The organism is Micromonospora sp. S4605, assembly GCF_003176715.1.
In the GTDB taxonomy this organism is placed as follows: Bacteria; Actinomycetota; Actinomycetes; order Mycobacteriales; family Micromonosporaceae; genus Micromonospora; species Micromonospora echinaurantiaca.
In genome coordinates, this window is sequence record NZ_QGSW01000071.1 from 1 (window position 1) to 17,532 (window position 17,532).

General features: G+C 69.8%; 23 protein-coding genes and 1 tRNA gene. 14 read left to right on the forward strand and 10 right to left on the reverse strand.

Annotated features, from left to right (window positions below; genetic code table 11):
* Nucleotides 1-1,096, reverse strand: a 1,096-nt coding sequence (locus DLJ47_RS03870; protein WP_109898727.1) for a sensor histidine kinase, incomplete at its 3' end; no start/stop codon positions are given.
* A gap of 225 nt (nt 1,097-1,321) precedes the next feature.
* Here DLJ47_RS03870 and DLJ47_RS37445 point away from each other — a divergent pair.
* Together DLJ47_RS37445 and DLJ47_RS03875 are read left to right on the forward strand one after the other, a co-directional pair.
* Nucleotides 1,322-1,447 (forward strand): hypothetical protein, encoded by a 126-nt coding sequence (locus DLJ47_RS37445; RefSeq protein ID WP_255562261.1) that lies wholly within the window; start codon nt 1,322-1,324, stop codon nt 1,445-1,447.
* Between the two features lie 46 nt (nt 1,448-1,493).
* Nucleotides 1,494-2,363, forward strand: coding sequence for an alpha/beta fold hydrolase (locus DLJ47_RS03875; RefSeq protein ID WP_109898728.1), 870 nt, complete (start codon nt 1,494-1,496; stop codon nt 2,361-2,363).
* Nucleotides 2,364-2,455: 92 nt separating this feature from the next.
* On the opposite strand, the gene DLJ47_RS03880 is transcribed toward DLJ47_RS03875, so the two are convergent.
* Both DLJ47_RS03880 and DLJ47_RS03885 read right to left on the reverse strand, forming a co-directional pair.
* The gene (locus tag DLJ47_RS03880; protein ID WP_233257641.1) at nt 2,456-3,556 is read right to left on the reverse strand and encodes a PLP-dependent cysteine synthase family protein; all 1,101 of its coding nucleotides are present in this window, start codon (nt 3,554-3,556) and stop codon (nt 2,456-2,458) included.
* Nucleotides 3,557-3,591: 35 nt separating this feature from the next.
* Nucleotides 3,592-3,855: a hypothetical protein gene (locus tag DLJ47_RS03885; RefSeq protein ID WP_109898730.1), complete on the reverse strand. Its 264-nt coding sequence runs from the start codon at nt 3,853-3,855 to the stop codon at nt 3,592-3,594.
* A gap of 166 nt (nt 3,856-4,021) precedes the next feature.
* Between DLJ47_RS03885 and DLJ47_RS03890 the strand changes: the two genes are divergently transcribed.
* Together DLJ47_RS03890 and DLJ47_RS03895 are read left to right on the forward strand one after the other, a co-directional pair.
* Nucleotides 4,022-4,288 carry a hypothetical protein gene (locus tag DLJ47_RS03890; RefSeq protein WP_146228020.1) on the forward strand — a complete coding sequence of 89 codons (267 nt, stop codon included), beginning with the start codon at nt 4,022-4,024 and terminating at the stop codon, nt 4,286-4,288.
* Nucleotides 4,289-4,464: 176 nt separating this feature from the next.
* Nucleotides 4,465-5,085, forward strand: coding sequence for a dihydrofolate reductase family protein (locus tag DLJ47_RS03895; protein ID WP_109898732.1), 621 nt, complete (start codon nt 4,465-4,467; stop codon nt 5,083-5,085).
* A gap of 15 nt (nt 5,086-5,100) precedes the next feature.
* Here the strand turns inward: DLJ47_RS03895 and DLJ47_RS03900 are convergent, their stop codons facing one another.
* Nucleotides 5,101-5,442, reverse strand: coding sequence for a winged helix-turn-helix transcriptional regulator (locus DLJ47_RS03900; RefSeq protein WP_233257642.1), 342 nt, complete (start codon nt 5,440-5,442; stop codon nt 5,101-5,103).
* A gap of 66 nt (nt 5,443-5,508) precedes the next feature.
* Between DLJ47_RS03900 and DLJ47_RS03905 the strand changes: the two genes are divergently transcribed.
* Together DLJ47_RS03905 and DLJ47_RS03910 are read left to right on the forward strand one after the other, a co-directional pair.
* The gene (locus DLJ47_RS03905) at nt 5,509-5,937 is read left to right on the forward strand and encodes a YybH family protein (RefSeq protein WP_109898734.1); all 429 of its coding nucleotides are present in this window, start codon (nt 5,509-5,511) and stop codon (nt 5,935-5,937) included.
* Nucleotides 5,938-6,149: 212 nt separating this feature from the next.
* Nucleotides 6,150-6,704, forward strand: coding sequence for a GrpB family protein (locus tag DLJ47_RS03910; protein WP_158289771.1), 555 nt, complete (start codon nt 6,150-6,152; stop codon nt 6,702-6,704).
* Between the two features lie 313 nt (nt 6,705-7,017).
* Here the strand turns inward: DLJ47_RS03910 and DLJ47_RS03915 are convergent, their stop codons facing one another.
* Complete coding sequence (locus tag DLJ47_RS03915; protein WP_146228021.1) at nt 7,018-7,629, reverse strand: hypothetical protein; 612 nt, start codon at nt 7,627-7,629, stop codon at nt 7,018-7,020.
* 481 nt (nt 7,630-8,110) lie between these two features.
* On the opposite strand from DLJ47_RS03915, the gene DLJ47_RS03925 reads away from it, so the two are divergent.
* From DLJ47_RS03925 to DLJ47_RS35610, 5 genes are all read left to right on the forward strand, one after another.
* Entirely contained in the window at nt 8,111-8,512 is a 402-nt protein-coding gene (locus DLJ47_RS03925; protein WP_109898738.1) for a tyrosine-type recombinase/integrase, read from the forward strand.
* A gap of 22 nt (nt 8,513-8,534) precedes the next feature.
* Nucleotides 8,535-8,822: a hypothetical protein gene (locus tag DLJ47_RS03930; RefSeq protein WP_109898739.1), complete on the forward strand. Its 288-nt coding sequence runs from the start codon at nt 8,535-8,537 to the stop codon at nt 8,820-8,822.
* Nucleotides 8,823-8,991: 169 nt separating this feature from the next.
* Nucleotides 8,992-9,255 carry a hypothetical protein gene (locus DLJ47_RS03935; protein WP_109898740.1) on the forward strand — a complete coding sequence of 88 codons (264 nt, stop codon included), beginning with the start codon at nt 8,992-8,994 and terminating at the stop codon, nt 9,253-9,255.
* 518 nt (nt 9,256-9,773) lie between these two features.
* Nucleotides 9,774-10,550 carry a hypothetical protein gene (locus DLJ47_RS03945; RefSeq protein ID WP_146228022.1) on the forward strand — a complete coding sequence of 259 codons (777 nt, stop codon included), beginning with the start codon at nt 9,774-9,776 and terminating at the stop codon, nt 10,548-10,550.
* The gene (locus DLJ47_RS35610; protein WP_233257643.1) at nt 10,528-11,106 is read left to right on the forward strand and encodes a pPIWI-associating nuclease domain-containing protein; all 579 of its coding nucleotides are present in this window, start codon (nt 10,528-10,530) and stop codon (nt 11,104-11,106) included. The genes DLJ47_RS03945 and DLJ47_RS35610 overlap by 23 nt, the downstream gene beginning before the upstream one ends.
* Before the next feature lie 84 nt (nt 11,107-11,190).
* Here DLJ47_RS35610 and DLJ47_RS03955 read toward each other — a convergent pair whose 3' ends face one another.
* Both DLJ47_RS03955 and DLJ47_RS03960 read right to left on the reverse strand, forming a co-directional pair.
* The gene (locus DLJ47_RS03955; protein ID WP_109898744.1) at nt 11,191-12,378 is read right to left on the reverse strand and encodes a hypothetical protein; all 1,188 of its coding nucleotides are present in this window, start codon (nt 12,376-12,378) and stop codon (nt 11,191-11,193) included.
* Entirely contained in the window at nt 12,375-12,917 is a 543-nt protein-coding gene (locus DLJ47_RS03960) for a DUF4365 domain-containing protein (RefSeq protein ID WP_109898745.1), read from the reverse strand. Before DLJ47_RS03960 ends, DLJ47_RS03955 begins: the two co-directional genes overlap by 4 nt.
* Nucleotides 12,918-13,178: 261 nt before the next feature.
* On the opposite strand from DLJ47_RS03960, the gene DLJ47_RS35325 reads away from it, so the two are divergent.
* Nucleotides 13,179-13,361, forward strand: a complete 183-nt coding sequence (locus DLJ47_RS35325) for a hypothetical protein (RefSeq protein ID WP_146228024.1) — start codon at nt 13,179-13,181, stop codon at nt 13,359-13,361.
* Nucleotides 13,362-13,496: 135 nt separating this feature from the next.
* On the opposite strand, the gene DLJ47_RS03965 is transcribed toward DLJ47_RS35325, so the two are convergent.
* Nucleotides 13,497-13,572 (reverse strand) — tRNA-Arg (locus DLJ47_RS03965).
* A gap of 168 nt (nt 13,573-13,740) precedes the next feature.
* Here DLJ47_RS03965 and DLJ47_RS03970 point away from each other — a divergent pair.
* On the forward strand, nt 13,741-14,433 hold the full coding sequence (locus tag DLJ47_RS03970) for a hypothetical protein (protein ID WP_109898746.1): 693 nt from the start codon (nt 13,741-13,743) through the stop codon (nt 14,431-14,433).
* A 36-nt stretch (nt 14,434-14,469) separates the two neighbouring features.
* Here DLJ47_RS03970 and DLJ47_RS03975 read toward each other — a convergent pair whose 3' ends face one another.
* Both DLJ47_RS03975 and DLJ47_RS03980 read right to left on the reverse strand, forming a co-directional pair.
* A complete protein-coding gene (locus tag DLJ47_RS03975; protein WP_109898747.1) occupies nt 14,470-15,519 on the reverse strand; it encodes an alpha/beta hydrolase in 1,050 nt (349 codons plus the stop codon).
* 101 nt (nt 15,520-15,620) lie between these two features.
* Nucleotides 15,621-16,040, reverse strand: coding sequence for an HPF/RaiA family ribosome-associated protein (locus tag DLJ47_RS03980; RefSeq protein ID WP_109898748.1), 420 nt, complete (start codon nt 16,038-16,040; stop codon nt 15,621-15,623).
* Nucleotides 16,041-16,539: 499 nt separating this feature from the next.
* On the opposite strand from DLJ47_RS03980, the gene DLJ47_RS03985 reads away from it, so the two are divergent.
* The gene (locus DLJ47_RS03985; RefSeq protein ID WP_109898749.1) at nt 16,540-17,406 is read left to right on the forward strand and encodes a single-stranded DNA-binding protein; all 867 of its coding nucleotides are present in this window, start codon (nt 16,540-16,542) and stop codon (nt 17,404-17,406) included.
* The last annotated feature ends 126 nt before the right edge of the window (nt 17,407-17,532 follow it).

The window sequence follows — 17,532 nt, forward strand, 5'->3', positions numbered from 1 at the left end:
CCATCCGGCCGCGCACCGACTCCCGCAGGCCGTACCGGTGGGCCGGCACCCGGTCCGGGTCGAAGCCGGGGCCGTCGTCGGCGACCTCGACCGCGACGGTGCCGGCCGTCCGGTCCAGCCGGAGCGTGGCGCGGGCGCCGGGCGCGTGCCGGACCACGTTGGACAGCGCGGCGTACGCGCTCTCGGCGATCGCCTCGGCGACCGGTCCGGGCACCACGCAGGGCGTCAGGTCGGCGGTCACCGGCAGTTCGGGCAGCCGGCGGAGCGCCGCCCCGAGCCGATCGTCCAGCGACACCGGCCCGGCGTCCGGCGCCGACCGCGCGCCGGCGAGCATGGTGAGGACACGCAGGTCGGCGGCGCAGCGCTCGCGCAGCCCGGCCGAGGGGCCGGCGACCGCGCCCAGCCCGACCATGGTGAGGGTGGCCAGCACGGTGTCGTGCAGGTCCCGGTTCTGCCGCCGCTCGGCGTCCCGGGCGGTCCGGGCGGCCAGCGTCTCCCGGGTCAACCGCTGGTGCTCGGCGAAGCCGCGGTCGGCCCGGCCGATCCGGCGCCGCATCACCGTCGTCATCATCGCGGCGCAGGCGGTCTGCACCAACAGGGTGCCGGCGTGCGCGCTCGCCTCGTCGAGATTGCCGGCGGTGGCCGCACCGACCGCGTAGCCGGCGGCGACCAGCAGGCCGGCCGGGATCGACCACCGCGCGGGCGCGGTGGCCTGGGCGCCGATCACCGTGGTGCTGGCCAGCACCGCGACCCAGCTCCCCTCGCCGGGCAGCACCTCCGGTGCCACCAGCACCGGGATCGCCAGGCAGGTGGCGGTGGTCAGCGCCACGTCGCCGGCGACCAGCGGCCCGGTGACGCCGTGCCGCAGCGCGCGCACGGCGTACCAGACGGACCAGGCGGTCAGCCCGGCCACCGCCGGGAGCAGCAGCCCCGGCTCGACCGGCGGGGTGCGGACCGCGAGCGCCACCGCCGCGCCGACCAGCCCGCAGGTCAGCCGGAGCAGCGCCGGGATCGTGGTGAAGATGAGCGTGAACGCGCCGCCGGCCGGATTGTCCACCAGGGCCGGCGGCGTGGTCGGATTGGTAAGGGCCGACATCGGGGAGGAGTCCTTTGCGACAACGACCCGATCCGGGCCCGCGCTGCGGAGATAGACGCCGGAGAATAACACGGGCTCCGGCCGCGTCACCGTCAGTGCTCGGCGTGTCGCCGCCGGGTCAACCGGGTGGCGCCCTCGCCGCGGCCCGGCCGGTTCCTGGTCCGCGCCCGGCGTCGTCGCCCGGGTTGCCGGCGTTCCCGCGCGGCCGGCCGGCATACTCGGGTAGTGCGCCAGGACGACGGGCTGAGCGACGGGCGCCAGTTGGGGGCGAACCTGGCCCTGGCCGCGCTGCTGATCCTGGCGCCGATCGCCTGCTGCGCCGGGCTGGTGGCCAACTGGTCGTGGCACTGATGGTCGGGGCCGATGAGTTTTCACCACGGGAGGGGTCGACACCGTCATGACGAACACGCACACACTGGAGACCGCCGAGGTCGACATCGTCTACGACGTGCGCGGCCCACTGCCGCCGGCCGACGGACGCCCACCGCTGTTCATGATCGGCCAGCCGATGGAGGCCGGCGGCTTCGCCACCCTGGCGTCGTACTTTCCCGACCGCACAGTGGTCACGTACGACCCGCGCGGGCTCGGCCGCAGCCGCCGCAAGGACGGCCGGGACGACCACGACCCCACGGTCCAGGCCACCGACGTGCACGCCGTCATCAAGGCGCTGGGAGCCGGACCGGTCGAGATGTTCGCCAGCAGCGGCGGCGCGGTGACCGCGCTGGCGCTGGTGGCCGCCTTTCCCCACGATGTGACCACCCTGGTCGCCCACGAGCCACCACTGACCTCGCTGCTGCCCGACGCCGACGCCGCCGACCGGGCCCGCGACGGCGTTCGGGACGTGTACCAGGCCAAGGGGTGGAACGCCGGCATGGCGGCCTTCCTCGCCATGACGTCCTGGCAGGGCGAGTTCACCGCCGACTACTTCGCGCAGCCCGCACCGGATCCCGGCCAGTTCGGGATGCCCAGCGAGGACGACGGCTCCCGGGACGATCCGCTCCTGTCGGACCGGTCCTGGGCGGTCAGCAGCTACCGTCCCGACCCGGACGCGCTGGCCGCGGCGCCGACCCGCGTCGTGATCGCCGTCGGCGAGGAGACCGGGGACGTCCTCACCGGACGCACCGCGGTGGCCACCGCCGAACTGCTCGGCCAGCGGGCGGTCGTGTTCCCCAGCCACCACGGCGGCTTCCTCGGCGGCGAGTTCGGCTACGCCGGCCAACCCGAGGCGTTCGCCGCCAAGCTGCGCGAGGTCCTCGACAACGCCTGACGGCTGCGCTCGGCCTCGTCGTCAACGGTGGTCCGTACGGTCTCCGACAGGTGCGCGGATCGCGGTAGACCCGCGCACCTGTCGAGGCGCGGTCAGGAGGGCTCGGTCCACCGGCCGTCGGTGAGGAAGCGGTCGATCGTCTCGGCGTACGGGGTCGGGTCGAGCGACCTCTGCCGGATCCAGCCGTCGTCGTAGTAGGTGCCGCGGTAGGCGTCGGCGCCGTCGCAGATCAGCGTGGCGATGCTGCCTGATTCGCCGCCCTGGCGCATGCGGTGGGCGATGCGCAGGGCGCCCCAGAAGTTGCTGCCCGTGGAGGGGCCCACCGACCAGCCGGTGGTCGCCGCCAGGTGGCGCATGGCGGCGAGGCTCGCCGCATCCGGTACGGGCATCGCCAGGTCGATGACCTCGGGCAGGAACGCCGGCTCCACCCGGGGCCGGCCGATGCCCTCGATCCGGGACGGCATCCCGGTGCCGTAGCCGTCGTAGCCGGTGACCCAACCGGGCCAGTACGCCGAGTTCTCCGGGTCCACCAGCGCCAGCCGGGTGGGATGGCCGTGGTAGCGGATGTGTCGTCCCACCGTGGCGCTGGTCGATCCGGTGCCGGCGCCCACGACAACCCACGCCGGTGCCCTTCCCTCCTGCGTGAGGACCTGCGCCAACAGGGCCGCCCCGACGCTGTCCGGGCCGCGCCAGTCCTCCGCCTGCGCCGCCGGGGCGAAATGGTCGAGGTAGTGGCCGTCGATCTCGGCGGCGAGCCGGACCGCCTCGTCGTAGATGGCGGCGGGCGGATCGAACGCGTGGCAGCGGCCGCCGTACCGCTCGATCCGTTCCCGTTTCGCCGGCGACGTCCTGCCCGGCACGACGGCGATGAACGCTACGCCGATCAGCTGGGCGAAGTAGGCGGTGGCGATCGCGGCGTTACCGGCGCTTGCCGCCACGACAGTGCTGCCCTGCCGGATGTCGCCCCGGACGACCGCGTCTTCCATCAGCCGCCGGACCGGGCGGTGTTTGAGGCTGCCGGTGGGACGCACGGACTCGTCCCGGAAGTACAGCGAGACCCCCCACGACTCCGGCAACGGGTAGCGGCGCAAGGGAACGGGCGGTTCAGCGGCAGCCTCCTCGCGCAGCCGCGCCAACGCCTGCTGCGCCCATCGGCGGATTTCAGCGTGGGTCGAGCCGTCAGGATCAGTCACAGCGCTCCCGTGGTGAAGATCGACACCGGCGTACGTCATCGTAGGGTCTTGGACGGTGGCGGCGGGGCGTCGGCCAGGTTGCCGGTCGGATAGACGTGCAGGTGGCCGCAGGGCCGCGCCACGTCCGGTGCCATGCCGACCGGATGGGCCTCCAGACCGACCCGCGCGCTGGCGGCGGTGGCGTGGACCGCGTGCGCGACGCAGGTGTACGCGCAGGCGTCCAGGGAGTCGGCGCTGTACAGCTCGATGCGGACGGTCGCGGGTTCTTCGCAGGCGGGCAGGGTGGGTAGGGTTCGCACGGGGTCGCCTCCTGGTCAGGCGATCAAGGCCCTCGGTCAGCGGTTGCGTCGCTGCCCGAGGGCCGTCCTACTAATGGGCCAATCCATCAAATCATGTTTGGCCAACCAACGCTATTTAAAGCACTTGTCGCTTGGCCAAGTCCAGATCGCACATGTGATGCCCTGCTTGGCTGGTGAGATCATCTGGCATGTGGCCAACCGACTAGCGGATGCCGTGCACGTGTTTCGCATGGCGCAGGCGACCGCCGCTGCCTCCGCTGAGCGCGCAGCCCAGGATCGGGAGAAGGTCACCGAGGCCCGGGATCAGCTGGCTGCCGCCATTGTGGAGGCTGCCCGGGACGGCATGCGCCAGATCGACATCGTGCGAGTTACCGGCTACACCCGCGAGCGGGTGCGCCAGATCCTCCGCGCCCACGGCGTCACCCCGGACTAACCAGCCCGACTGACGTGCGTGAGACCACGCGCACGTGAGGCACGACCTGGTTGGTCGAAGTGACGCCTGGGCTATCGCCCGGGAAATTGCTCACGCCTCGTCGATCCGGCGGCGGGTCGGTCGTGTAGCTGGTGACGGGCCGGCGAAGGGCTGGCCCCGCACGCGAGGAGACCGCGATGGGCGAGCTGGTTGTCGTTGAGAACGTGACGCTCGACGGGGTGATGCAGGCACCGGGCGGAGCCGACGAGGATACACGGGGAGGCTTCCGGCACGGCGGCTGGGCACACCCGTACGCCGACCACGTGATGGCGAAGACGATGAGCAAGGGCATGAGCGACGACGGCGTGATGCTGTTCGGCCGCCGCACCTACGAGCAGTTCCACGGCTTCTGGTCGAAGCAGACCGACGGCAATCCGTACACCGAGGTGCTCAACCGCAAGCACAAGTACGTCGCCTCGCGCACCTTGGCCGAGCCGCTGCCGTGGCGGAACTCCTCCCTGCTGACGGCCGACGTGACGCAGGCCGTGGCCGCGCTCAAGCGGGACGTCGAGGGCGACCTGGTCGTGCTCGGCAGCGGCGAGCTGGTGCGGTCACTGGCCAGAGCGGGCCTCGTCGACGTCTACACGCTGTCGATCCACCCGCTCGTGCTGGGTACCGGCCGGAAGCTGTTCGCCGAGGGGGAGGACGCGTACGGCACCTTGGAGCTGGTCGAGGCCGTGCCGACGACGACTGGCGTGATCATCGCGACGTACCGCCCGACCGCCTCGCTCGGCTCCTCGGGCTCGATTGCGCCCTGATCGAGCCATCCACCGTCACGCCCGCTCGCGCAAGAGCGCGTCCCCGGTCCGGTAGAGCTCGACCAGCAGTGGGCGCAGCTCCGTACCGGCGCGGGTGAGGCGGTAGCAGGTACTCGGCGGGAAGGTGCGGGAGCGCTCGCGCTCGACCAGACCCTGCCGGGTCAGCGCGGCGAGCCGCTCGCTGAGCACCTTGGCGCTCAGGTCGGGCAGCGCTGCCTGAAGATCACCGAACGATCGGGGGCCGTGCATCAATTCCCGCAGCACCAGGGTGGCCCACCTGCCGCTCACCGCGGCCAGGGCGACCTCGACGGGGCAGTCGGGCTCCGGCCGGCGGGCCGCGCCTCGCTGGTCCGGCACCAGGTCACGGTCCCAGCCGCCGCTCACCGTTTGGTTACCTTCGCGAGCAGCACCTTGACTGTCGACATGTCTCACGACCTCAACACCCACTCCACGAGTGTCCCGCTCAGCGACAACGCTGCCCAGCACCCGTCGGTGTTCGCCCGCGCCTTCAACTCCGGAGACATCGCGGCGGTCGAGCAGGTCTACGAGCCCGGCGGCCTACTCGTCACCGTCCCAGGCCAGCCCGTCACCGGTGCCGCCCGGATTGCGGCCAATCAGCGCTTCCTCGATCTCGGGCTCCCGATCGAGGTGCGGCCCCGCCATGTCTACGTCGCCGACGACATCGCCCTGCTCATCGTCGACTGGACCATTGACGGCACCGATCGCGACGGCCGACCCGTGCACATTGAAGGCACCGCCACCGATGTCGCCCGCCGCGGCCCCGACGGCCGCTGGCGGTACATCATCGACAACCCGTTCGGCACCACCCGGCCGGAGACTCACCACGGTTAGCGGTGGAGCGGCGCAGGCTCGCGTAGCGAAGCATCGCGGTGAAAGGAAGTGCTGTGCGCCCGGCAGGATTCGAACCTGCGGCCCGTGGGACTGGAAGAAGATCGCGTACGTCCGGTCACGGCGCAGCCCGTCCGTCGCTGCCGGCGAGCGTCGGCATCAGCGGGCGGTCTTGGCCGTACGGATGGCTGTATCGAGCCGCTACGGTGGCCGACGTGAAGGACGATGCGCCCGTAGTCGAGGTGGTGCCTTACGACCCTGCCTGGTCGGTGCGCTTCACGGTCGAACAACGGCTGTTGTCGGAGGCGCTGCCTGCGGCGCTGAGCGTCGAGCACTTCGGGTCCACCAGCATCCCCGGATTAGCGGCCAAGCCTATCATTGACATCCTGGCGGTAGTGCCTGAGGTTGAGGCGGTCGTCGCCGACCTCCGGCCACTTGAGCTGCTGGGATACGTCTATCGTCCGATGGCCTTCCCGGAGGACGATGATCACTTGTTCTTCGCGAAGGACACCGCCGGGAAGCGAAGCCACCACCTGCACGTCTTCGGCGTCACGTCGCTGATACCAGAAGCGAATCGAGTCTTCCGCGCCTACCTCGCGGCCAACCCCGACGCTGCCCGCCGCTACGAGGCGGCAAAGAAACGTGCGGCCGAGTTGCATCCGCACAGCCGGGCCCAGTACGGCGCCGCAAAGGAAGAGGTGACGGCACGGTTGTTGGCTGAGGCCCACCTGTGGAGGCGAGCGGCAAGGCACCAGTCGGCAGAGGGCTAGAACTGTCACAGCCGAAAAGCGGGATCGGGTGCCAGTGAGCTGCGGCGGTGGTGGCGCGCCCGGCAGGATTCGAACCTGCGGCCTTGGGATTAGAAGAAGGTCGCGGGCGGCTGGTCAGGTAGTCGCTTGCCTGGTCAGCTCGTCTGCCGTTGTCGGGCGACGTCGGCTTCGGTGGGTGGTCTTGGCTGTACGACTGGCTGTACGGGCGCGCTGGCTCGTCAGGTTTACCCCACCCGCTGGCCGACGCTTCTTTAGCGGATCTCTGAGGAGGGCCGGGGTTCGGGGCGGAACCCCGAGGTCCTTTAGGTTCCAGCTAATGAGTACGCCAGTCCAGGGCGTCGAGCAAGGCCGCTGCTAGGGCCGACCGGTTTGTTGCACCGATCCCCTCCAGTGCCTTGTGCATAATCTCTTCGGCGTCCTCGGACAGTTCCTGCGGACCCAGCATGGGCAGCATCAGGATGAGCCGCTGCGCCCAGGTCAGCCGCTCATCCGGCAGCGCTGCTGCGGCAAGCAGCTCCGCCCAGGTCATCGCGGACGTGAATCCGTGGCCCTCGACCGAGGTGACCACCTCTGCCGGCCGGCCCGGCCGCTCCTCCACGAAGTCGAGTCCCGCCGCATCCTCGATGTTGCGGTACACGATCCGTAGCCACGCTTCTCCGTCGAGCCGCACCGAAATGACCGGCCAGCGCTCGGGGTCATCCAGGACGACGCCCATCGCGTTGTAATTAGCGGCCTGCACCTCGAAGGCGGCCTCCGACTCCCGGTAGGCACCCAGGGGTCCCGACAGGTAGTGCCACCAGAAGGCGGCGTGTCCCACCACGCCATCTGCCGCATATACGGTTGCGTCGCACTCGGTGGTGTAGTCAGGCGGGGCCATGGCTTTGTAGCCGGGGATCGTGAACGCGGGTCCGACGGTCAGCGACATGACCCGCATCTAACACGAGACCAGACAGGCCATCCCATCGAGACCGCCCGTACCTTCGTCCGTCAGCGTGGCCGGCCGGCTCGGCCGATGCCGGCCGGAGGTCGCCAGCAGGCCAGGGCCGGACCGGCGCCGCCTTGATCCTAAAGAGGGGAATTCGGCAGTGCACGGGCCTCAGCGGCTGTCTTCCGTCGGCTGATGTGCGACACGCGTCCGCCAGGTGATCTGCGACAGTGGTCGGTTTCGGCACTCTGGGCCGGACGTCTCCGCGGGGCGTCGGGACTCGGGGAGGCCGGGATTGGCGCTGGTGGAGTTGTCGATTTCTGGGCCGACACCAACGTCATCCACCTCCTCATCGCCGGCGCCCGTCTCAAGTCGGTGCGCTCACACCTGTCCGTCGCCGACCTCGCCGCCCTGCTGCGCCCGAACGGTGGACGGGCTGAACGCCGACCTGTGCCGCCGCCTGGCCGCCCACGTTGACGGCATGAGGCAGGACGACTACGTGTTCGGTGACGGGGCCACGCCCTACCGGCACAACGCGTGGAACAACCGGGTATGTCGACCGACCGTGGACGCGCTCGGGCTGGTCGGCGTGCGGTTCCACGACCTGCGTCACTACCACGCCAGCGCGTACCTGCTGCTGACTGGCGACGCGGTCCGCACGGCGAAGCGGCTAGGGCACGCCGACCCGTCCGTCACGCTGAAGGTGTACGGGCGCGTACTCGACCACCAAGGCAGCGACGTGTCGGCCGCCTTCGCCGAGCTGCGGGCCACGGCCCGCCAGCAGGTAGCCGCAGCCGAGCTCACGCCTGCTCGCCCGGCAGCGGCCAGCACAGCGGGCGCGGTCGTAGACCTGGCGTCGTACCGGCGTCGCAAGACGGGCTGAAAAGAGGAAGACCAGGCCGAAGGTGACCGTCTATACGCTTCACGCGGCAGACCTCGACGACAAGGAGATGGCCATGGGAGCAAGCCGGGAACGCATCCTCAACTCGATGAAGGTTCGGCCGACCGCCCAGGACAAGGGGCTCGTACTGACCCTGCGCTTGGTGGCCTACGACAACGGCATCTTGGAGCTCGACGGCATCCCGCTAAGTGACCTGCCGCACGAGGACGGGTGGGTGGCTGGTGTAGGCGCAATGGCGCAGACCGTTCACGAGTTCCAGAAGCAGGTGCGCGCTCGCCGCAAGGCGCTCTGACCCGAAGGGTTGGCATCGAGGCCGTTCCGCCGCAGGGTGGGCGGCCTTCTTGCCGCCCCTAAAAAGACGGCTAAGGCATAGATAACCTTCCATAGCCTTGGCGGCAAGCCGCTAGCTGCGGCCTCCACCGCCCCCGACGAGGCACGTCCTACGAGACAGGAGCAAGGCGATGCTTGGAGATGTCGTCCACTACACCTTCGACGCCACGCAGGCGCAGTACGTTCGGATGCGCGGCGCGTCCTCCGGCGTGACCCGGTTCCCCGGCGTCCCCGACCCGCAGGCGGGCACCACGCTCCCAGCGGAGGTGGTCCACGAGTGCGGCGACGGCACGGTGGACCTGCGGGTGAGAATGCGGGGTCCGGGCATCCACTTCGTCCAGAACGTGCCGCAGGGCACGGCTGGGCAGCAGGGCCGGTGGGTGGTCTGCTCGTGACACCCGAGGAACTGGAAGCCCTGAAGGCCAGCGACCCAGAGCGGTACGAGGCGCTGACCCGGCAGCAGCGTGACGAGCGGATCGACGCTGCCGCCAGGTGGCGCGCAGCCGGTTACTCCGTTGGTGCCAGCGAGTGCGACCCCTGCGTCCCCACGCCGTACGAGCGGCAAGGCCAGGGCCGAACGCGATTTGTCGCGGGCGATCGGTGAGCCCGAACCGCCGGTTTACGGAGACAAAATCTAGAACTGTTGTTCGATTCTCCGGATGTGTGCGCCGAGCCCTGCCAACGATCGGCCGTGGCCTCATTGTCGGAAATCTGAATCATTCTCCTAACTCTATGTCGCGGTCCTTCGCTCCCTTCGTACCTGGGTCTAACATCACGTGATGAAGGTCGTTGCCTTCGTCGCCGAGTAATGACCGGAGGGGAGCGCGCGCGAGTGGCGGAACCAACGAAGCGAGTGAGTGGCAATCCTGACCTTGCCGTGCCGGCATCTGACACGAAGAGACAGCGATCACGGGTGTCGCAGGAGGATGTACCCAGCTACTCCCTTGGGCAGGCTCTACGTGTCCCGAGAGCAATCGCCGATAACTACGCCTACAATCCGACCCGGCCGCTAAGCGTTGCGGAAGCGATGCGGATGACCCCGTCGTCTGGGCCGTTCCGGATGATCACAGGCGCTGCAGTCGCATACGGACTGACGACTGGCGGCGCGAAGGCACCCGAGATCGGGATTACGCCCCTCGGGATGAGGATTGTCCGACCCACGAGCGAGGGCGATGACATCGCAGCGATGCGTGAGGCGTTGCTCCGGCCGAAGGTTGTCGGCGAGTTCCTACGTATGTACGACGGTGGTGCCCTTCCGCCGGAGACAATCGCTAAGAATGTACTCAAGGAGAAGGGCGTTCCGGCTGACCGGGCGGACGGCGTGCTTGAACTGATCGTTGAAGGGGCACAAGCCGTCGGCTTTCTGAAGGAGTGGGGCGGGAAGCGATACGTCGACCTCACCGGTTCAACCGCCACGGCGGACCAAGATGACGCCGCCAAGGTGCGGCAGGAGGACGTGCCGCAGAACGATTCGATGCCGGTTCCTCCGCAGCGCGACCCTTCGGAGGCGACCAGGGCGGCGGCGGGGACCGTGGGCGGGGTTTCCGTTGCGCCAGGCGTACACATCAACATTGAGATCCACATCGCGGCTGATGCCTCTTCCGAGACGATCGAGGAGATCTTCCGAAACATGCGCCGGTACGTCCTGACCGGCGACGGGCAGGCCGATGACGTCCACCAGACGAGGTGAGGGCCCCGACCCTGACCTGCTCCGGCGGTTGAGGGAGTTCCAGTTGCGAGTACGACAGTCGCGGCGAAAAGTCGATGCTGTCGTACCGGCTAGAGGACCGCTCTCCGGGCGCGACGCAGACATTCTCGCGCGGCTGCGGCACCACTCGCCCTCGTTGGCCGATTCCTTAGAGCAGGCGCTCAGGGATTTAAACGATCACACCAGGCTTAGCTACATTGGACCAGCGGGCGAGGCTCGCGAGGTGATGCGGGCAACGGTCCAAATGTTCGCGCCGGATGACGAAGTCCGGAAACAGCCTTGGTACGTGGGGATTGAGCAGGGCGGCAAGCGAAACCCGAGCCAGGCTGAGAGGACTCGCTACGCCGTCCAGCAGCGTGGCGGAAACAAGGATCAGGTCAAGGGCGTGGACGAGCTCATCGACCAGTTGGTGGGCCAGATCGGACGGCAGACCTACTCGACGGGCAGCAGCGCTCTCCATGCAGGCACCGTCCAGGCTAAGGTCCGTAAAATGATCGGTTGGGTCTTCGCGATCCTCGATGAAGTCTTGCCGGAGTGACGTACCAGCACCTCCATACCGCGGATGGCCGCGAACCGCAGGTATCGGGGCCATCTACCTTGCCGGTGGGCGGCCCCGCTCGCCCTAAAACAGGGGCTGATCGAGCTCGTCGTCATTGTCCCGCTCGGCCGGCTCAGGTGCTATAGCCGCTGGAACCTCAACAAGGTCGATCCCTCGCGGGTCATAGAGCCAGTACAGCCTTCCCTCCTTCTCCTGTCGGCCAGACAGGCGCATCGCGAGTCCTTCCCGGAAAGCCTGGATTGCTTGGTCGTACAACTCTTCGGGTAACCGGACCCGGATCTTTTTGGCTTGCGAGCCCTCAATCACGTTCAGGCGTATCACACCAGCGGTGCCGGGTCTAGGCCGGTCGAGCAGGGTCACGGTCCCGAGTGCCGTCACGTCGGCGGGAGGCTCGGTTCTAGCGAACCGATTGCTGGCGCTCTCTAGGGCGGCTACATCCGACGGTTCGAATTGGACGTAGGTCGGGGCGGGCGCATCTTCCCGCCAGTCTCGCCACTCCACGCCGACATCAGCCCCGTCCGAGTTAGCGACAAGCTGAGCCAGAGCCTGCGTCAGTTCATATGAGACCCCGTATTGCACAGCTTCATCAAAGGCGGCACTGGACGACGTTCTGTTGAAGTAGTCTGTCGCGTCTCGCGTCGCCTCCAAGCTTGACACCAGCGTGCGCGTAACCTCGCGGCCGGTAAGTGCCTCGCCGAATCCCGGCAGCGGAACGTCCACCCCGGCAATATCCCCTACAGGCGTGAGCGCGGTGACGATATAGCTACCGACCTCGGTCTGCCCCATTCGAACACTGTTCATGTACGCCTTGGCGGAGGTCCAGTGCTTGTTGCCGAAGTACTGAACTTTCTCCCGCTGAGCTTTCGCCGCCGCTTCCAGCAGCCGAGTGGACGAGGCAATCAACGACTGACCAGACGACCACGGGATGGTTCCATGCGGTGTTGGCATCTCTTTACGGAACCGCACCAGATCGCCGATGCCCACGTCGAGGCGGGTCAGCATCCGCTGATAGTCGAGTCCGGCGATGTCTCCGACGGTCGCTACAGCATCGCTCAGCAAGTCCCGAAAGTCGGCATGGCGTGCATCTAGTGGAACGACAACGCTGCGGCCAACGGTGGGAGGGACGAGCCGCAAGTACAGCCCGTCCCGGCCCCCACGAACCGTCCACCCCTGACGCTGAAGGTAGGCCACCGTCTGGCTCGGGCTGATCCATGAGCCATCCAACGCTACGGCGTCCATCGGAATGGTCATGCCCGACCACCGGATCCGATTCGTTGCATGATGTCGCAAAGAGCGAACTCGTCGAAAACCTGCGCCGTCGGCACCCTGACAACCGTCTCATCCTTGCCGGTAATCGGGTGCCCTTCGAGGTTCCTCCAATAGCAACAATGCCTCAGCAACATGTGATTGGACTGCACCTCGATCCATTCATCGATATCGCGTGGTACGAGCATGACCACGAGGATGCTTGAATTGATCACGGGCGACCTTGCGAGACGAGCCAGCTGGTTGTTCGCTATCGATATCCCAACCGACTCCAGATCGGGGTCTGGCTCCACCTGATACGTTGCCTTCAGCTGGACTCGCAGCTGTGCCTCAAAATCGCCGACGTGTCCGTCCGACTGATGGCCCACTATCCAGTCGATTCCACGGTCCCTGTTGGGCTTGGCAAGGGAACACCGGGCTGCGGCGGCCACCGCGTGGAGGTAAGCCTCTTGGAGCGTCTCCATGCACTGTTTCTCATCCAGATCCCCCCGGAGCGGGGTTGGATCTCCCACAGCGACAGACATGGCTCCCCCTACAGTCTGGAGCGATCATTGTGACGCTCCGTCGCATGTAGATCTACCCACCGAAAGGCCGAGGCTGGTACCCGACAGCAGTTCCATTCCTTGTTCGCCCACAGTCAATGCGACTATCGGGCGGTCGCGGTAAGTGGTCGCCCCCGTACGCGGTGCTAGCGACACCGGTCGGGGCCTTGATCGCCTGCGAGGAGGCCACCCATGAATAACGTACGTGTCCATCCTCATTGGTGCGACCGCAAGGAGTGCACCGTGACCTCGGACCGACCCGCTGGCGCGCACTGCTCGCGGCCGGTGCTGCTGCGGCCGGAGGACCGCGAGGCGATGTACCTGCGGGTGACCTTGCACCAGGCCACCGGCCTGCCGGTGCTGTGCGTGGAGGGGTTCGACCAGGACCCGTTAAGGACCCGCACCCGCTGGCTCTGCTGGCGCTGAGCACCCGCCAGGCTGCCATCACCGTGCACCTGCTGCGGCGCTTGCTGCGGCTGGCCACGCGTGACGCAGTTGTACCGAGGTTGTACCCGCCAGAATCGAAGATCAACGCCGATCGGCGTTTCCGCTGGTAATAGGTGGCGCGCCCGGCAGGATTCGAACCTGCGGCCTTGGGATTAGAAGTCCCCTGCTCTATCCGCTGAGCTACGGGCGCATGCTGTGGTCGTCGCGCCAGAAGGGTACCGCCGCCTCCGGCGCGAGCGGTGGAACGGGTGCCCGGGAGGCCACGCCGCCGATCAGCGTCGCACGTGCTGCCGGCCGGTGGCACCCGGATTCCGGCCCGCCGCCCCCCACGGCGCCTCCGATCCGTACCCTCGGCCTCGTGCTGCTTGACCCGGACGTCGAGAACGAGGTCGCCTACGAGCTGTGCCAGCTCGTCGGCCGTGCCATCCTGCCGTTCCGCGGGATCGGCCAGGTCCCGGCGACCGCCGGCACCGCGTTCTTCTTCCGCGACTCGGCGGGGGAGTACCTGTTGACCGCCGACGCGCTCACCGACGCGCCGCTGGGCGAGCTCGGCCTGCGGGCGAGCCTGACCGAGCCGGCGGGGGCGGCCGGCGACGTCGTGCCGGCGCCGGAGTCCTGGCTGCACCGGACCGAACTCGGCGTCGCGATCCTGCCCACCGCCGGCCTGCATGAGGACGCGCGGCGGGCCGGCTGGCGGTGGCGGACCCAGCAGGTGGCCGAGAGCGTCGCGGCCGGCGCCGATGTGGTCGCCCGGATCGGCGCGGAGCCCGGGTCCGCGTTCATCCTCGCCAACGGGGTCCGCGAGGACGGATCCCGGCCGCTGGAGGTGGCCATCGAGCAGGTGGTGCGGGCCGGCGACGCCGTCCGGATCACCACGGAGCTGCCGCCCGGCTACGTCGGCGCGCCGGTGTTCGGCGTGCAGGCCGACGCCGCCGGCGAGGTCGCGCTGCACTGTCTGGGCCTGGTCCTGCCGGCCACCGTGGGCGGGCACCCGGTGGCGACGTTCGACCGGATCCGGGCCGCCATCCCGGCGGCACCCGGCCCCGCCTGAGCACACCCGGCCCGCCGGTCGGTCGCGCCCGGGCGGTCAGCCGCTCTGCCTGGCCGCGTCCGCCGGGTCCGGCTCGTCCGCCGGTCGCCGGCCGCCGGGCACGCCGGCGTCGACGGCCGTCGGGCGTACGTCGGTCGGCCCGGCGCCGAGGAACGCCTCGGCCCAGCGGCCCACCTCGGCGAAGACCTGCCCCCGCACGGCTGGGCCCGAGAGCGTCAGGTCGTGCATGCCGCCGTCGAAGCGGGCCACCGTGACGTGCCGGCCCAGCCGGGGCGCCCAGCGGACCATGTGCTCGACGTCCAGCACGGCGTCGGCGAGGGCGGCCGATTCGTGCCACCGGGTGCCCTTGAACGAGCGGGTCGAGCAGGCGAGCAGCACCGGCACCTGGATGTCCAGCCCGGCGCGCAGTTGCCGCTGGCCGGTGCGGATCGCGTTGAGCCAGCCGGCCCGGACCGGGAACCCGGCGAGCGGCTTCCACTCCAGGTCGTACTGCCACTCGCCGCGGTGGTCGGCGTGGATGGTCTCGCTGTACACGGTGCCGAGCCCGAACGGCAGGACCCGGCGCGGCGCCCGGCGGCCCAGCCGCGCGGCGGCCGCGGCGATCGGGCGGCGCAGCAGCCAGGGCGCGTTCAGGTCGAAGAACGGGCTGTTCAGGAAGACCCCGTCGATGATCCCGGCGTCCCGCCGGGCGTGCGCCCAGAGCGGCATGACCAGCCCGCCCGTGGAGTGGCCCATGGCCAGCAGGGTGTCGTGCCCGTCGTCGTCGCGGATGATCTTCGCTGCGGCGTCCAGCTCCGGGAAGTAGTCGCCGATCTCCCGGCAGAAGTTCGGGGTCTGGTGCGGCAGCAGGCTGCGGCCGTGCTTGCGCAGGTCGAGGGCGTAGAAGTCCCATCCCCGCTCGGCGAAGAAGTGGCCGAGGTGGGCCTGGAAGAAGTAGTCGGTGAAGCCGTGCGTGTAGAGCACGGCGCGCCTCGTGGGGCGCTCCGCCCGGCGGCGGACCAGGGTGGCCACCACCGGCCCCTCGTCGTCGGTGCCCAGGTCGATCGTCTGCCGCTCGTACGGCGGGCCCAGCACGTCCGGTTCCACCTCGGTGACGGTACGCCCGGAAGCTACCCGGCGGTAGCCCCCCGGGGCTCCCGCGTCCCCGTCCGCCCGCACCCGGCGGACGGGGACGCGGCGCGTACGCCTCAGGCGGTCTCCGCGTCGGCGCGGGCCGGGTCGACGTCGCCCGCCGGTTCGCCGGCCCGCGGCTGGCCGATCTCCCGGACGTGCTTGTTGTGCCGCGGCTCCTGCTTCGTCTTCGCGTCGTTGAGCCGCCGCCGCAGGTCATCGCGGGCGTCGTTGAGCGCGGCCCGCAGGTCCTCCTCGGCCGAGGTGGTGACGATCTTCTGCCGGCCGGCGATCCAGCACTCCAGGGTGACCTTCTGGCCCCGGGAATCCCGGTCCTTCACCGACACCTCCAGCTCGGTGGCGTCCGCGTGGAAGGCGGCCAGCCGGGCGTCGAGGGTGGCGAACTGCTCGACGATCCAGTTCCGGTCGCCCTGGGAGAACCCGGCGCCGACCCGCAGGCACCCGGCCACCGTGGCGGGGTTCGCGACGGCGCTCATCGCCGCACCTGGCCGGGGACGCGGGCGGAACGGATGGTGGTCGTCATCATGGCGCTGACCTTTCGTTCGACGTCGTGCTGTCGGCGGTGCGGTTGATCAAATCCATACCCCGCCGCGCTCCGTCCGGAACGCGACGCTTGTCGCACCTCGATGGTCCGACCGTGATCACCGCCGGCCCAGGGCCGGCCGGGCGTCGTACCCGGGCCGCTCGGCCCTTGATCAGGCGGCCGTGGCGAGCGCCGGCTGACCCGGGCCCGCGCCGCGACCGCGACCGCTGGTGCCCGCCGGTGTGCCCACGGTCACGGGCGTCCGGCCGGGCGCGATCGACGCGGGCGTCCGGCCGGGGCGCATAGCACACCGGCTGCTTGATCGGGGCGTTGTCCACAGCCGGTCGGGCTGTCCACAGGCGGGCGGCACGGGCCGGTGCCGGGCGGAGCGCCGGGCCAGGCTCGGCACGAGTCGACTCGCCATGCCAAGCCTGATCTCCCCTGGAGGGACGATGTTCGACACGTACGTCACGGTCGTCGGCAACGTGCTGACCGCGCCGGAGTGGCGCCGCACCACCCAGAGCAACACCCTGGTGGCCAACTTCAAGGTCGCCTCGACCGCCCGCCGCCTCGACCGGGACAGCGGCCGCTGGGTCGACGGCAACAGCCTGCGGGTCCGCGTCAACTGCTGGCGCAAGCTCGCCGAGGGGGTGGCCGCCTCGGTGATGGTCGGCGACCCGGTGGTGGTGTGCGGTCGGCTCTACACCCGCGACTGGACCGACGACGCCGGCAACCACCGCACGCTGTACGAGTTGGAGGCGGTCGCGGTCGGGCACGACCTGTCCCGGGGCCGGGGCCGCTTCCTGCGTAACCGGCCCAGCCTGACCACCAGCACCGTCGAGGACGCCGAGGCGGAGCAGCGGGTGCACGGCGAGCCGACCGAGCCGGTGCCGACCGGCGAGGCGCCCGCCCGGCCGGACGAGCGCCCGCTCGACGACGACTTCGAGCTGTCCGGGTTCACCACCTCCCGGCCCGGTCGTGACCTGCCCACCCACGCCACCTTCACCGGGCCGCTCGACCCCTTCGACGAGCGGGCGGACGACGATGACGACGGACTGGGCACCGGGTCGGCGGTCGGCGGTCGGCCGGGTGACGCCCGCAGCGTGGAGTTGACCGTCGACGGTCTGGCCGGCGGCACGGGCGGTACCGGGCCGCTGGGCGCCGACGACGGCCCGGCCGCCGGTGCCGACGAGCTGGCGCCGCTGGGCGGCGAGGACGAGGCACCCGACGGCGAGCTGGGGCCGGCGCAGGAGGCCCCGGAGCCGGCTCCCAGCGGGCGTGGTCGACGGGGCCGGGGTCGGGTGCCGCAGCCGGCGTGAGCGCGGGGCGCGGAGGTGTGCCGACGACGGGGGCGGGTGTGCCGGCGGTCCACCGTCGCCACCCCGCTTCGGCCACACCTCCGCGCCGCCCGCCGGCTCCGGCGTGTACGGCTGGCCGCTGGCTAG